This window comes from Photobacterium sp. SKA34 (assembly GCF_000153325.1).
In the GTDB taxonomy this organism is placed as follows: domain Bacteria; phylum Pseudomonadota; class Gammaproteobacteria; order Enterobacterales; family Vibrionaceae; genus Photobacterium.
The window spans coordinates 177,556-191,397 of record NZ_CH724145.1 but is presented as its reverse complement, the minus strand read 5'-3'; the positions used below and the strand labels follow the sequence as shown (position 1 = coordinate 191,397).

Here is a 13,842-nt window from a genome sequence, read left to right as displayed (position 1 = left end):
GATAAAAATGAATGGGATCTTACGATCAAGTTGTCGGATTCTACCGAATTTAAACGCTACTCGCTATCTTTCGATGCGGCATTTATCAGCTTATCTGATGAAATCGGTGCGCCGAGGACTCGAATAAGGGTTGGCTTATACGCTGAATTACCCTCTAAGCGTTTGGCATAGTACCGTGCAATCAGTAATCCTAGCGTTGTCGCAATAACAGCAGAACTGATAACACCCAGTTCGTTACTATGTGCTAAATCAACAAATACCCATTGCCCCAATGCACTACCTAACAGTAAAAAAAGCAGCGGGAGCATATAGATTAATAAGGCAGAGCTTAACATACTTCGCTCAGATAAGCCGATTTCAACTATCTGCCCTATAGAAAGCGACGATTGCGTTGCTATTTTTACATCATGGACACGACCAGGCATTGCTTTCGTTACAATGCCTGTTCCGCAACTATCACGTGATGCACAATGACCACAGCTTGTTTGTTGCTGGCAACTTACCGTCACCGTTCCTTTTTCAACAGCGGTCACTGTCGCTAAAGTGCGCATCATGACTAATTACCTTTTACGGCCTTATTGGGTGTCCCTTTAGTGTTATCGAAAGTGACACTTTCTGCAATATGTCTTGCTGTTGGTGGCGGAATATCGCCGACAACCGTAATTTCTTTATTGTCTTTAACTATATTGCTTAATGTTCGGCGGCCTTGACGGACGAGCTGCCCACTTAACGCATAGCTATCAATATCAGACACATATACAGAGAAGCTAAATAAACCATCACTGTACATACGACTTTCAACAGGACGCTCTGTCATCAAGAGACGATGGCGATCGCCTGAAATTAATTTAAAACCATCAGGTAACCATGACAGTTTCCAATCAAGATTGGCTTTTTCTTGGACCGGTAATTTTACCACTTCTGGTAGTTTCACCGTTTTCAGCTTACTAAGCATTTCAGCCACTTTCGGATTCACCGCATAAGAAACTGCGCGAAATTGCTCTAATAAATCACCATTTCTGTCTAATAAATCAGCACGCATTACTAAGTGACTCAGCTGATCAACCCATACTAAATATGAGTAACGCTCACCGTCTTTTGGCGCAATACGGATAACATCGCAGGTAACTCCCGCTTCTCTTGCACGCCCCATAGAAATGAAATCATAGTAATGGGCTAAGTCTTGAATATTTGCCTTCATCAACGGCATGATAGGCGCCACTATTTTCGCACTTTTTACTGTGAATGGATCAAGACCAGGCTCAAAGTAACTCACCTCATTACCGCGTTGAATAACTTCTTGAGGTGGACCACTTAAGTAAAGTAAATGACTGTAGCCTTGACCATCCTCTATCGCATGTCGATAACGCAAGGTATCAATACTGTTCTTTTTTACTCGAATATAAGAAATTTCGTAACTCAGCTTTTGGCTTGCCTGCTCCATTTGATGCAACAAAGCCTCTGCCGAAGGCTTTTCAGCTTCAGCAAAGGCTTGAAGAGGCAAAAGCAAGCTGACCAATGCTATCGCACCGACCAGAATCTTTTTCATTAATCTGCCACAGAATTATGTTGTTTAAGTAAAGAGTGATCTAGGCTGCCATCTTGCGCATTAAAACGCAGCTGCAACTCATAATCTTGCAACATGGAGTTAATACGACGACGTTGCTCCATCAACTGCGCTTCAGTTGGTGCACGATCCGTATTGCTTGCCATATTGGTATTTAAGCTTACTGGTTCCGCTTTACCTGTAAACGGAATCGTTTGTAACACAGGCACATCATTGTTAGTTGAACCTGATGAATTATCTTCACCACCATATTGCTGAACGCCAACAATAACAGCTAAAGAGACACAAGCAGCAACGGCCACTTGGCCAAATTGAGTAAGCCATGCCGGTAACGTGCGCTGGGCTTTAAATGGTGTTGGTTGCTCTTCAATTGCTTGCGAAATTGGCTCTGAAACAACCGCAACGGGTGTTTCAGTATGGCCAACTGAATGGGCAGGTTCATCGTCTAACGCTAATGCGACATTCGCTGCAATATTCCATTCTTTGCATTGCGGAGCATCACCGCGTAACACATCACCAATTAAGGTGTAGTCACGCCATGTAAGCTCATCTTCTTTGTCAACAGTCAGCGCATTAATAATGCTCTGATCTAGCTCTTCGCCATCAAGCAATGCCGAGATCTTTTCTTTATCAGCCATTTTTTCCACCGTTGGGTGCAACATTATTGCTGCATGAGAGGACGGATACGTTTTTCAACCGCCTCACGTGCACGGAATATACGAGAGCGAACTGTACCTACTGGACATCCCATAACCTCTGCAATTTCCTCATAACTTAGACCATCCAGTTCACGTAATGAGATTGCGGTTTTGAGATCATCTGGTAGCGCTTCAATCGTGCTAAAAACAACCCGCTTCAATTCATCTGACAACATTTGGTTCTCAGGGTTCGAAATTTCTTTCAGCGCGCTACCACTTTCATAGTATTCCGCATCTTCTGCATCAACATCAGATGCTGGCGGACGACGCCCCTGAGCGACTAAATAGTTTTTTGCAGTATTAACTGCAATTCGGTAGAGCCATGTATAGAAGGCACTTTCACCACGGAATGTTGGCAACGCTCGGTACGCTTTAATAAACGCCTCTTGCGCCACATCTGGTACATCACCAGAATTACTGACATAACGTGATACAAGGTTACAAACTTTATTCTGGTATTTAATAACCAGAAGGTTGAAAGCTTGCTTATCTCCCCGCTGTACTCGCTCAATTAATACCTGATCAGTTTGCTGCTCGCTCATTCGAGCGTGTACTCCTATATCTGTCTTTACTCAATATTGCATTAGCTAAATAAAGCCACAAATACTTACGTTTAGTGCTCTATCAAAAATGCTATATCATGATTTGTTCGGCGTAGTAACGCTAACAAGCCGAGTGTCACCTTAAACAAATCATTGAGTTATGAAATATTTATGAGCATGAGCACTACTTATGACCGAAGGATAATGGCAAAGTTCCTACGCCCATTAAATAATTTCGGCTTATTATGTTTATTTTTTATATCACTGTGACTTATGCACGGTGTATTAAGTGAACACTATCTTACCTTAATTCACGATACTAACGGGCTTTTCAGCGTGAAAAAAGCAAAATTAATAACAAGTTTTAGGATTATTACATGATATAACTTTTTTGTTATTCACCTTTAATCGTCATTAATTCACACTTAGAGGCTAGGTATAAAAATTGTCATGCGATATATTTGAATACTTAATCATTTATAAAGTGCTATTTGTCGTACAATTATCATGATAATTTGATGTGAATTTGTTAGGATATGGGCAGATAACAAAAGGATATGAGATCTCGTATGAATCAGGTTCATCAACATAATTGCGATGTATTAGTTATTGGCAGTGGCGCAGCTGGTCTTTCATTAGCCTTACACCTTTCATCATCTGCCAATGTTACAGTGTTATGTAAAGGGCCACTGAGTGAAGGCTCAACCTATTACGCACAGGGCGGAATTGCAGCAGTATTTGATGAGTCAGACAGTATCGATTCACATGTTGAAGATACCCTTATTGCCGGCGCTCACTTATGCGATAAAGACGTCGTTCGTTTTATTGCCGAAAATGCTAAAGAATGTGTTCAATGGCTTATCGATGGCGGCGTACCGTTTGATCGTGAAGAGTCTGATAGTGATGATAACCCTCGCTTTCATTTAACCCGAGAAGGCGGCCACAGCCATCGTCGTATTCTCCATGCCGCTGATGCAACAGGCATGGCAATGCAGACCTCACTTCAAGAACAAGCCCGTAATCATCCTAATATTACGATTTTAGAACGTCATAATGCGCTCGATTTAATCACCGAAAAAAAACTTAACCCAGATACCGAATCAAACCGCGTATTAGGCGCTTATATGTGGAACCGTGATAAAGAAATGGTAGAAACTCTGGGGGCTAAGTTCGTTATTCTAGCCACAGGTGGCGCTTCAAAAGTCTATCAATATACCTCTAACCCGGACGTTTCTTCCGGTGATGGTATCGCAATGGCCTGGCGTGCAGGTTGTCGTGTAGCAAATCTTGAATTCAATCAGTTTCACCCAACCTGTTTGTTCCACCCTGAAGCCCAGACCTTCTTGCTAACAGAAGCACTGCGCGGAGAAGGGGCGTATTTACGTCGCCCTGATGGCTCTCGTTTTATGCCTGAATTTGATGAACGCGCAGAGCTCGCACCTCGTGATATTGTAGCCCGTGCCATCGACTATGAAATGAAACGTTTAGGCGCTGACTGCATGTACCTTGATATCAGCCATAAGCCTGCAGACTTTGTTAAAAAACACTTCCCAATGATTGATGAAAAGCTGCAAAGCTACGGCATTGATATCACGAAAGAGCCGATTCCTATTGTTCCGGCCGCTCACTATACCTGTGGTGGCGTTATGGTTGATAAAAAAGGTAAAACGGATATTGATGGCTTATATGCTATTGGTGAAGTGAGCTACACAGGCTTGCATGGTGCCAACCGTATGGCATCAAATTCACTGTTAGAATGTGTAGTTTATGCTTGGTCAGCGGCAAAAGATATTCAAGCTAAAATGGATATAGTTACCGTTCCACCAGCTTTACCAATATGGGATGAAAGTAAAGTCAGCAACTCGGATGAAGAAGTCGTTATCCAACATAACTGGCACGAATTACGTTTATTTATGTGGGATTATGTCGGTATTGTTCGTTCAACAAAACGACTTGAACGTGCAATGCACCGAATAGAGTTACTGAAAAATGAAATTACCGAGTATTACAGTAATTTCCGTGTTTCAAACAATTTAATTGAACTCCGTAACCTCGTATTAGTTGCAGAGCTCATCATTCGTTGTGCTATTGAGCGAAAAGAAAGTCGAGGTCTTCACTATACATTGGATTACCCAGAATTAGACGATAACGCACAACCAACGGTCTTAACCCCGAAATAAATCGTCAATATCATCCACGTAGACCAAACATAAAAGTCCCGATCAAGTATCGGGATTTTTTATATGCTCCAATCACACAAATGACTGCTTTAAAAAAACATTCGTTGCTAACGAGGTGAGAAATACAGATACGTAAACATTTTCAAATGGCGATAATGACGTTCGGACAAACTATCACGCCAGACAATAATCCAACGATGAGATATCCCCTCCACTTTAAAAAGGATCAACCAACGGGTTAATGGGCGAGCATAAATCACGCTACCTCGTTGCTGTTGATAATAAACGTCACCCACAGAAGAAAGTCGGAAGTGGCCTTGTAATCGATAACTGTATATCGCCGAATTAAGGTATTCGTCATACAGCTTCTCACACCAAACCAAAGCAATGGGAAGAAAAAGTAATGAACTTGAAAATAAGAGAAGTATAGCCACAAACAAGTAAGCTACCGTTAATGTGGCTAGGTGTAATTTAGATGGGAATAAATTAAGATCCACGTAATTTACTGTTGTTGTGAGCAACAATCATATCCACCATATTAGCATGAGCTTCATTTTCACTGCGGCCGTGTTTCATCACCCATGTAAAAAGATCAGGATCATCACAGGTTAATAGATTAATAAAGTCTTGCTGCTGTTGCTCTGATAGTTCATCAAAACGCTCTTCAAAAAACGGCATAATAATCACATCTAACTCTAGCATTCCACGTCGGCATGCCCATTTAACTCGTGCTTTATCTTCCGCGCTTAACATATTTAACCTCGATAACTAGAACTAAAAACCTATTTAATGCTGTAGATTTAAAACAAAGAGAAACAGCTATTTATAGTAGCAGTGACATCACTTCCCGACCATGCGCTTAAACAAGCAATCATTAAAGATGAGACATTAAAACGATAAATCCCCTTTCAATGACTCTTGCTTGATTCCCACAGCGAGACGATGGTTAATTATTTTATTTACTTGGTATACCATGTCGTAATAATGACAACATTCTGTGGACAGAGATATGAGTACTTGGTCAACAAATCTAACGTTTTCCCCCCTTGCTTTATCATCGCAAGATCCTCTTCCAGCTTTAGCATTAAGTAAGCTTGATGACTGGGGAATGGTCACGTTAATTGGTGCCGACAGTAAAGCCTATTTACAAGGTCAGTTAACGTGTGATCTTGTATCACTAGAAGCGAGTAAATCAACATTAGCAGCACATTGTGATGCAAAAGGTAAAATGCGTACTGTAATCCGTATTTTCCATATCGACAATGGCTATGGTTATCTTCAACGCCAAACTGTCATGGCAACCCAGATCCCTGAGCTAAAAAAATACGCTGTTTTCTCTAAAACCGACATCAATCAATCAACTGACGTAATCTTTGGTCTTAGTGGTGAACAAGCTCAAAGCGCGATTGATAACTACTTTACAGGTAGTGATGATGTCCGTCATAACGACACAGCAACCGCTGTAAAAGTAGATAACTTACGTTGGTTTATTATCACGCCAATGGAGCATGCTGAAGCTGTCGCTCAACACTTTGCTGCTAACGCGACCCTAACCGACACTGCGTTGTGGAACTTATACGATATTAAAGCTGTACTCCCCCGTGTTGAAGCAGCAACTGAACTTGAGTTTATTCCACAAGCGATGAACCTTCAGGCCGTTAACGGGATTAGCTTTAAGAAAGGGTGTTATACCGGTCAAGAAACGGTTGCCCGTGCAAAATACCGTGGTATCAACAAACGCGCGATGTACATCGTGAGCGGTGAATCCACACAATGCCCACAGGCAGGTGATGCACTTGAACGTAGCGTCGGTGAAAACTGGCGTAAAGGTGGTACGGTTATCACTGGCTACCAATTTAATGATCAACAAGCGTTAGCCTTAGTAGTATTACCAAACGATCTCGATGACGATGCACAATTTCGATTTGCATCACAACCAGATGCTATCTGGGAAAAAAATCCATTACCTTACGCTTTAGACGATGACGCATAATTCTATCGATACTGCTGTTACCCGTTTTCTTGAAGAAGAAGGGGTTGATTTTCGCCTTCTTCACCATAGCAAACCAGCGAAAACCATTGAAGAAGCGGCTCAAGAACGCGGTGTTGACCCAAAGCAACTGGTCAAATCCATTTTGCTCAAAGATATGGCAGGGTTTCATATTTTAGCTTGTGTACCAGGCCCGAATGCTGTTGATCCTAAGAAAGTCCGTGAGCTATTTGGTTGTCGTCGTATGACCTGTGCTGATGCTTCTGATGTTGAAAAAATCACAGGTTTGGTCATTGGTACTGTTGCGCCATTAGGCTTGAAACGCCCATTACCTATTATTTTCGATCATCAAATAGAGCAACATACTAAAGTGAACATTAGTAGCGGTGATCGTATGGCTGGGCTTGAGTTAGCTACCGATGATTTAGTGATCTTATGCGATCCTATGTTTGGTGATATCACCCGAGACTAATCCATTAAAAGTTAAGCCCCTAAAATAAGGGGCTTTTATTTAATGCTAACACGTTAACTCGCTTTACTTATCTCATCACCTTCTACCCATCCACCATGTTCTTGCCGTGGGTGATAACACGTAGGTAATTTTTTACTTCTTTGCGTCCATGGCGATTCTTTAATGGCTTTCGTCATATCTTCATAGCCAGCTTCACGGCGTAAACGAATAGAACGACGTGAGAACTCTGCATCACTTAATGGAATATGGCCTTTCAGTGGATCAAAGGTAATATGCACGATATCAATATGTCTACCTACTTTTAATGACACCACATCAGGCATTTGTTCACTATCCACAACATCTTTTGAATGTTCTAAAATATGATCAAGATTACGCTTTGCTACGAGCGCTTCAATATGATCACAAGATCGACTCGCGTACTGGATCTCTTTTTCACGCCATAACACTTCACTCATGGTTTGTGGCAATTCACCTTTCGCATTCCATAAATCAACCATAAAGACGAGTAAATCTTCATCTTTTCCAGCTAAATCTAAAATACCATTGATCGGTGAATTTGAAACGCACCCGCCATCCCAATAGTGATCATCACCAATTTGGGTAGCAGGAAAGCCTGGTGGTAAAGATCCACTAGCAACAGCATGAGCTGGTTGTAATGGCTGTGTATGACTATCAAAAAATACCAACTCCCCCTTCGTCACACTTGTTGCACCAACAGTTAAACGGGCTTTCTGTTGATTAATAATAGAGAAATCAGACAGGTCATCGATAGTGGAAAATAACGGGCTAGTATCATAAAAACTGGTTGCTGATTCACCGGGTAATGATAACCATGGGTTGATAATACGGGGGACAAAAAAGTCTGGTTGACCCATTATTAATGCTTGAGACGCACTAAAGGTATTAAACATCGGTGCCATTGAGGGTAATAAATCAATATCAGTCTCAGGTCTTGAGATACGATCCCAAAAATCAGTCAATTTATTTAAACGATCTTCAGGTTTATTGCCTGCCAAGATGGCACTATTTAACGCACCGATGGAAATGCCAGCAAACCAGTCTGGTGTGTATCCCGCCTCTTCCAGTGCTTGATACGCGCCAATATGATAAGCACCTAATGCACCACCACCTTGTAGAACAAGGCAAACCTTTGGTTTTTTCTTAGTACGTGTTCTAGCCATCATAATCCCTTTTTATCTGATAAGTCCGAATATCACTCTACAGATTAAAAAGGCATCAGCTTGATAAAAAAACAGATAATCGATATAAAACAAAGCGAACTCACAAGCTGTTTTTTATCATTTGCAACCTATTACATATTTTATTCTTGCAATTAGCACTCTTTGATACTCGATCTTTTATTGTGCCAATTACGCTCATTAATGTTATTTCTTACTAGGTATCCACACTATGTCTGTTTCTCCTTCACATAAAAAAGATATCAACTGGCGTGGTGTAGATCTCAACCTGCTGATCTCCTTTTCCGCTCTAATGGAAACACAAAGTGTTACGAAGGCGGCAAACAAACTCGCGATTGGACAATCTGCCATGAGTCATAATTTGTCTCGTTTAAGGCTGCTCCTTGACGATCCTTTATTTGAACGTCAAGGACACAATATGATCCCAACCCAAAAAGCGCTAGAGCTCTCGGTCACTGTTGAAAAAATTCTAAACTTAATCACTAGAGAGTTATTACAACCGAGTACCTTTGAGCCAGAGCTGTTCACTGGAACGTTTAAAATAGGCCTAACCGACTACGCAGAGCTACTTTTCGCACCCGCCATTTTTGATGCCATTCATACTTGCTCACCACAAAGCCATCTCAGCTTCTATAATGTTGATCGCCATAACTATCAAACCGTTTTTAATGATCAACAATTAGACTTGGTGATTGGATCAATGACAAATATGGGCAAAGACATTAGTAGCCAATATTTATATACCGAAGATCATGTTTGTTTATTCGATAGCAAAGCAACAGGACTCAATGCTCCTATCACCATAGAACAATATAGTGCGCATCCGCATGCCTTAGTTTCACCAGATGGACAACTCATTACTCAAGTTGATGACCAATTAAAAAATCATGCATTACAACGTCAAGTCGCGGTAGGTTCACGTAACTTTTTGACCATCCGTCATTTACTCAAAGGAAGGGATTTACTGTGTGTGGTTTCTCGCTTAATGGCACAATTAGATCTGTTCCATGATGATTTGACTCAATGTTTAATTCCTGTCGATATTGCAGATTTCGATATTCGTTTATTATGGTTACATCGCAATGGTACTCACCCTCGTAATGAGTGGCTACGTCAACGAGTTGCCACTACGGTTATCGGACAGGTAGAACAACTCCAACAACAATAACGGATAACAAAAAAGCAGAGTATGCATACTCTGCTTTCTACGACTACTTACCCGGTTGAGGCTCTTGAATTTGATATAACTTGTGTTCGTCACAAGGTTCATCGCAATTACATTCTTTATCAACACCCACGTTGGCTAAACCACCACAGCTGCCTTTGATGGTACGTTGATTTAAAACCCAACCTATCGCCATAGCAAAAATAACAAGAAGAAAAATACCTAGCGTTAATAAAAATGTAGTCACAACTTAAAACCTCCAATTTTTGTTAAGTCGCTAACAGGCGATAATGATGACATCCCTACTTTAACAACAGGCGCTTTCTTTTTACTGCCGCAACCACAGCCACATGCGCCTTTTTCACGCTTACAATCACGACCTTGATCTGCCGATGTTAACGCTTCTTTTACTGCGCCACCTGATAACACATCAGCCAATGTTGTGCGTGGTGCAACTCGACTAATATTAAAGCCTGCATTTAATAGTCGAGTCAGTGATCGCTGACCAATATTACCTAAGACAATTTCAGACACGCCATGCTCAGTAAGTTGACGCTGGATTATTTTTTTATGCTTACAACCTAGTTCGCGACTACCTGTATTTTCAATTCTATTAACTTGCTGCCCTTGTTGATCGTAAATAACAAAAACAGCCGCTTTACCAAAGTGCCCTGCAACCAGCTCACGTGGTGTTAATGCAATTGCTATTGCCATAATTTTTCCTCACTCACTTAACCGAGCGCTCACAACGAATATGATCGCTTTTTATCACTTATCAAAATAAAAGCGTTCATGGTGTTGGCATATAACCGTCAAGTTCTAACGCCAACCCTTGAACTAACGCTTGCGCCACTTTTTTTCGTCCCGATGCCACAATATTGCCTAATGTTTGACGAGAAACACCAAGTTGCTTTGCCGCTTCTACCTGTTGCAAACCTTGCATATCAACTAACCGAAGTGCTTCTAATTCATCGCTATCTAAACGTAATGACGCTAGCTCTTTCATCGGTACGCCATTTGGTTTAAAGCAACTGTACGCGGGATGACATCCTATTCGACGTTCAATCTTAGGCCTAGCCATGGTTCACCTTATCTAACTAACCATGGTGAATTATTGGCATACGCCAAAAATATTACTTTGATCTAGATACGTAATAAGTAATAAGTAATAAAAATTTTTCTTATCGAAATACATCAATGATTTATAAATTCACAAAATAAAATCCCAATATAACGGCTTTTAAAGACAATGAAGATGAAAGTACCATGCACGGATATTGTAGCGAAGAGAAGATAACAAACGTGAAGATGGCGCGAACTACCTTTAAAAATAAAGTCTGTTTATTTTATTCGACAATCATAAAAACTTTATAAACAGAACAATCATCTGATTTTTTATTTCTTTGCTAATTAATAAGTTAGATAGTTACATATAGGAAACAGCATATGCTAATTATGTCACAGAAGTGTCATGCACAAACTGCTATACTTGGCGCCGTCAATAACCAGGAAGGTTGGAGTTAGCAGTATTATGCGGATGTTTAAACGCTACTTACCAAAATTAATCGCCAAACATGTCAGTCGCTTATTTAGTGGTCGCCTCTACATTGACGGACGCGGTGGGTACCATTTTGAAAATGGTTTACTACTGGTTCCTATCAAAGCAGAGAAGCGTCATTACGATACCGTGAATGAGGTGAATTTAGAGGTAAGACGCTTACGTGAAACCTATGAAGCTTAAGCGCTATTGCTAACTATAAAGCCCATATCAAAATGGGCTTTTTTGATCTTACTGTTCTTCATCTTCAACAATAATGGTGGCGTAATCTTCCGCCATCAATAAATCATTCAGTTCGTTAACATCATTCACCCTAATCTGAAATAACCAACCGTCACCATAGGGATCACTATTGATGAGCTCTGGCGCCGAATCTAATTCATCGTTAATAGCTATCACGACACCAGACAAGGGGGCATAAATATCTGAGGCCGCTTTTACAGATTCAGCCATCGCACACTCTTCCCCCACGTCTGTGGGCGATTCAATATCAGGTAATTCAACATAAACCATATCACCAAGTAATGATTGAGCATGGTCTGTAATACCAATCGTATAAATCCCATCACCTTCAGAACGAATCCATTCGTGGCTGTGGGTATATTGTAATTCAAGAGGAACGTAACTCATTTTCACATCCTTATAAAAGTAGCGATAACCTTAAAGCGCTACTGTCACCCTGTCAGATCTATATAAATTAACGCACATTATTTATGCCTGATATTTACTGTAGGTGAAAAAATCCATTTTGTTAGTCACGAAAAAAAAAAAAGTCACCATCAGGTGACTTTTCAACATTCGATAACAAGCATGTTATTTTTCGTAGCGAGCAAGCTCTGGCATTTCACCACTCAAACCTAACGCTTTACGCATAAACTCGTCTTTCACACCAGGCACTTTATCTGCCACTAACATACCTATATCACGTAATAGTTTTTTTGCTGGATTTGAACCTGAAAACAGATCTTTAAATCCTTGCATCGCCGTGATCATCTTCGCTGCTTCAGCTTTACGCCAGCGTTCATATTGACGTAAATGCGCCTGTTTACCTATGTCTTTATCTGCTAACCATAATGCTTTGAGCTCTTGTGCCAAAGCCGCTGCATCAAGCAAACCAAGGTTTACCCCCTGTCCTGCCAATGGGTGAATAGTATGTGCAGCATCACCGACTAACGCGACGCGTTCACGCACAAAATCACGCGCATAACGCATACGCAGTGGAAAAGCTTGGCGCTCACCTTCTACGCGACATAAACCTAAGCGATTATCAAATGCAGTAGTTAAATGCTGATTAAACAACTCATCCGACATATCACATAATTGCTTAGCCTCTTCTGGCGGTACGGACCACACAATAGAGCATAAGTCAGGTTCAGATAACGGTAAAAAGGCTAACGGTCCTTGTGGACGAAAAATCTGTCGTGCCATTTTCATGTGTGGCTCTTGGCTACGAATATTGGCCACAATGGCACTATGACCATAATCCCAATGGGTTAATGGAATATCTTGTTGCTGACGTACCCAAGAATTTGCCCCATCAGCACCGACAACCAATTTCGCCGTCAGATGTTTGCCAGATGCTAATGTTAACCAAGCCTCAGATTCACCAAAAGCGATGTTTTCACAGCGCTCTGGAGCTAATAACGTCACATTACTGAGCTGTTTTATACGTTCTAATAAGGCAAGCTGAATAACTCGATTTTCAACAATATGCCCCAGATCAGGCTGAGCTAATCGTTCTGCATCAAAGTGAATTTGGGCAAAGCTGTCTTGCTCCCATACGGTCATTTCAGAATATGGGCTCATACGGCGACTTGCAATTCCTTCCCAAACGCCTAAGCGACGAAAAATACGTTCACTGGCACGGCTCAATGCCGATACACGTAAATCAGGTAATAACTGCAATTGAGGCTCAGGTAAATGTCCTTCAATAACGGCAACTCGAAGTTCAGTTTCAGCCAATGCTGCAGCTAACGTTAACCCTACCATTCCGCCGCCAATAATCGCGACATCAACACTTTGCATCATAGCTATCGTTCTACCTGTCCCATAGCACGACGCAATAGCGGTGCTTTTAATGTATTTGAAAGATTCATTGCAGCCAAACCGACATTCCGTCCAGCCGTTAGCAATCGATTATCGTTAGCAAATAAGTTTACCAATCCTGTTGTCATCATAATGGTATTTTGACGATCAAGCATACGGCGCTCTCGATAACGCCCTAACACCTCAGGTAAACCTATATCGTTACTTTGTTGATGACCTGAAACGATCTCTTCAGCAAGCGTCATTACATCTCGAATACCGAGGTTAAATCCTTGTCCTGCGATAGGGTGTAATGTCTGCGCCGCATTACCAATCACTGCAATACGATGTGAAACTAATGAGTTCGATTGACGAAGTAACAATGGATAGCATGAGCGTTTACCCGTTTGGTTTAGCGCACCTAAACGCCACCCAAATGCTTG

General features: G+C 41.3%; 18 protein-coding genes. 5 read left to right on the top strand and 13 right to left on the bottom strand.

Going from position 1 to position 13,842, the window contains the following annotated elements:
- Window positions 1-56 precede the first annotated feature (56 nt).
- The 4 genes from SKA34_RS19345 to rpoE are packed head-to-tail and all read right to left on the bottom strand — an operon-like array spanning window position 57 to window position 2,807.
- Window positions 57-554, bottom strand: coding sequence for a SoxR reducing system RseC family protein (locus tag SKA34_RS19345; RefSeq protein ID WP_006647196.1), 498 nt, complete (start codon window positions 552-554; stop codon window positions 57-59).
- A gap of 2 nt (window positions 555-556) precedes the next feature.
- A complete protein-coding gene (gene rseB / locus SKA34_RS19340) occupies window positions 557-1,549 on the bottom strand; it encodes a sigma-E factor regulatory protein RseB (protein ID WP_006647195.1) in 993 nt (330 codons plus the stop codon).
- Window positions 1,549-2,205 (bottom strand): RseA family anti-sigma factor, encoded by a 657-nt coding sequence (locus SKA34_RS19335; protein ID WP_039860949.1) that lies wholly within the window; start codon window positions 2,203-2,205, stop codon window positions 1,549-1,551. Before SKA34_RS19335 ends, rseB begins: the two co-directional genes overlap by 1 nt.
- 23 nt (window positions 2,206-2,228) lie before the next feature.
- A complete protein-coding gene (gene rpoE, locus SKA34_RS19330) occupies window positions 2,229-2,807 on the bottom strand; it encodes an RNA polymerase sigma factor RpoE (protein ID WP_005371428.1) in 579 nt (192 codons plus the stop codon).
- Between the two features lie 569 nt (window positions 2,808-3,376).
- On the opposite strand from rpoE, the gene nadB reads away from it, so the two are divergent.
- Window positions 3,377-4,987: an L-aspartate oxidase gene (gene nadB, locus SKA34_RS19325; protein ID WP_006647193.1), complete on the top strand. Its 1,611-nt coding sequence runs from the start codon at window positions 3,377-3,379 to the stop codon at window positions 4,985-4,987.
- Between the two features lie 107 nt (window positions 4,988-5,094).
- Here the strand turns inward: nadB and SKA34_RS19320 are convergent, their stop codons facing one another.
- Both SKA34_RS19320 and SKA34_RS19315 read right to left on the bottom strand, forming a co-directional pair.
- Window positions 5,095-5,484 (bottom strand): protein YgfX, encoded by a 390-nt coding sequence (locus tag SKA34_RS19320; RefSeq protein ID WP_006647192.1) that lies wholly within the window; start codon window positions 5,482-5,484, stop codon window positions 5,095-5,097.
- The gene (locus tag SKA34_RS19315) at window positions 5,474-5,740 is read right to left on the bottom strand and encodes a succinate dehydrogenase assembly factor 2 (RefSeq protein ID WP_006647191.1); all 267 of its coding nucleotides are present in this window, start codon (window positions 5,738-5,740) and stop codon (window positions 5,474-5,476) included. The genes SKA34_RS19320 and SKA34_RS19315 overlap by 11 nt, the downstream gene beginning before the upstream one ends.
- Window positions 5,741-5,996: 256 nt before the next feature.
- Here SKA34_RS19315 and ygfZ point away from each other — a divergent pair, with 256 nt between their 5' ends.
- Both ygfZ and SKA34_RS19305 read left to right on the top strand, forming a co-directional pair.
- Complete coding sequence (ygfZ, locus tag SKA34_RS19310; RefSeq protein WP_006647190.1) at window positions 5,997-6,980, top strand: tRNA-modifying protein YgfZ; 984 nt, start codon at window positions 5,997-5,999, stop codon at window positions 6,978-6,980.
- On the top strand, window positions 6,970-7,449 hold the full coding sequence (locus SKA34_RS19305; RefSeq protein ID WP_006647189.1) for an aminoacyl-tRNA deacylase: 480 nt from the start codon (window positions 6,970-6,972) through the stop codon (window positions 7,447-7,449). Before ygfZ ends, SKA34_RS19305 begins: the two co-directional genes overlap by 11 nt.
- 53 nt (window positions 7,450-7,502) lie before the next feature.
- Here SKA34_RS19305 and SKA34_RS19300 read toward each other — a convergent pair whose 3' ends face one another.
- On the bottom strand, window positions 7,503-8,633 hold the full coding sequence (locus SKA34_RS19300) for a patatin-like phospholipase family protein (RefSeq protein WP_006647188.1): 1,131 nt from the start codon (window positions 8,631-8,633) through the stop codon (window positions 7,503-7,505).
- A 229-nt stretch (window positions 8,634-8,862) separates the two neighbouring features.
- On the opposite strand from SKA34_RS19300, the gene SKA34_RS19295 reads away from it, so the two are divergent.
- On the top strand, window positions 8,863-9,819 hold the full coding sequence (locus SKA34_RS19295) for a LysR family transcriptional regulator (RefSeq protein ID WP_006647187.1): 957 nt from the start codon (window positions 8,863-8,865) through the stop codon (window positions 9,817-9,819).
- A gap of 43 nt (window positions 9,820-9,862) precedes the next feature.
- Here SKA34_RS19295 and nqrM read toward each other — a convergent pair whose 3' ends face one another.
- The 3 genes from nqrM to SKA34_RS19280 all read right to left on the bottom strand — a co-directional run bounded on the left by nqrM (window position 9,863) and on the right by SKA34_RS19280 (window position 10,897).
- A complete protein-coding gene (nqrM, locus tag SKA34_RS19290; RefSeq protein ID WP_006647186.1) occupies window positions 9,863-10,063 on the bottom strand; it encodes a (Na+)-NQR maturation NqrM in 201 nt (66 codons plus the stop codon).
- Window positions 10,060-10,530 (bottom strand): NifB/NifX family molybdenum-iron cluster-binding protein, encoded by a 471-nt coding sequence (locus SKA34_RS19285; protein ID WP_006647185.1) that lies wholly within the window; start codon window positions 10,528-10,530, stop codon window positions 10,060-10,062. The genes nqrM and SKA34_RS19285 overlap by 4 nt, the downstream gene beginning before the upstream one ends.
- 76 nt (window positions 10,531-10,606) lie before the next feature.
- The gene (locus tag SKA34_RS19280; protein ID WP_039860946.1) at window positions 10,607-10,897 is read right to left on the bottom strand and encodes a DUF134 domain-containing protein; all 291 of its coding nucleotides are present in this window, start codon (window positions 10,895-10,897) and stop codon (window positions 10,607-10,609) included.
- A 450-nt stretch (window positions 10,898-11,347) separates the two neighbouring features.
- Between SKA34_RS19280 and SKA34_RS19275 the strand changes: the two genes are divergently transcribed.
- Complete coding sequence (locus SKA34_RS19275; RefSeq protein ID WP_039860945.1) at window positions 11,348-11,557, top strand: DUF1107 domain-containing protein; 210 nt, start codon at window positions 11,348-11,350, stop codon at window positions 11,555-11,557.
- 48 nt (window positions 11,558-11,605) lie between these two features.
- Here SKA34_RS19275 and gcvH read toward each other — a convergent pair whose 3' ends face one another.
- From gcvH to SKA34_RS19260, 3 genes are all read right to left on the bottom strand, one after another.
- A complete protein-coding gene (gcvH, locus tag SKA34_RS19270; protein WP_006647183.1) occupies window positions 11,606-12,004 on the bottom strand; it encodes a glycine cleavage system protein GcvH in 399 nt (132 codons plus the stop codon).
- A gap of 183 nt (window positions 12,005-12,187) precedes the next feature.
- Window positions 12,188-13,402, bottom strand: coding sequence for an FAD-dependent 2-octaprenylphenol hydroxylase (locus SKA34_RS19265; protein ID WP_039860941.1), 1,215 nt, complete (start codon window positions 13,400-13,402; stop codon window positions 12,188-12,190).
- A gap of 2 nt (window positions 13,403-13,404) precedes the next feature.
- Window positions 13,405-13,842: FAD-dependent monooxygenase (locus SKA34_RS19260; RefSeq protein WP_006647181.1), on the bottom strand; the 438-nt coding region annotated here is incomplete at its 5' end.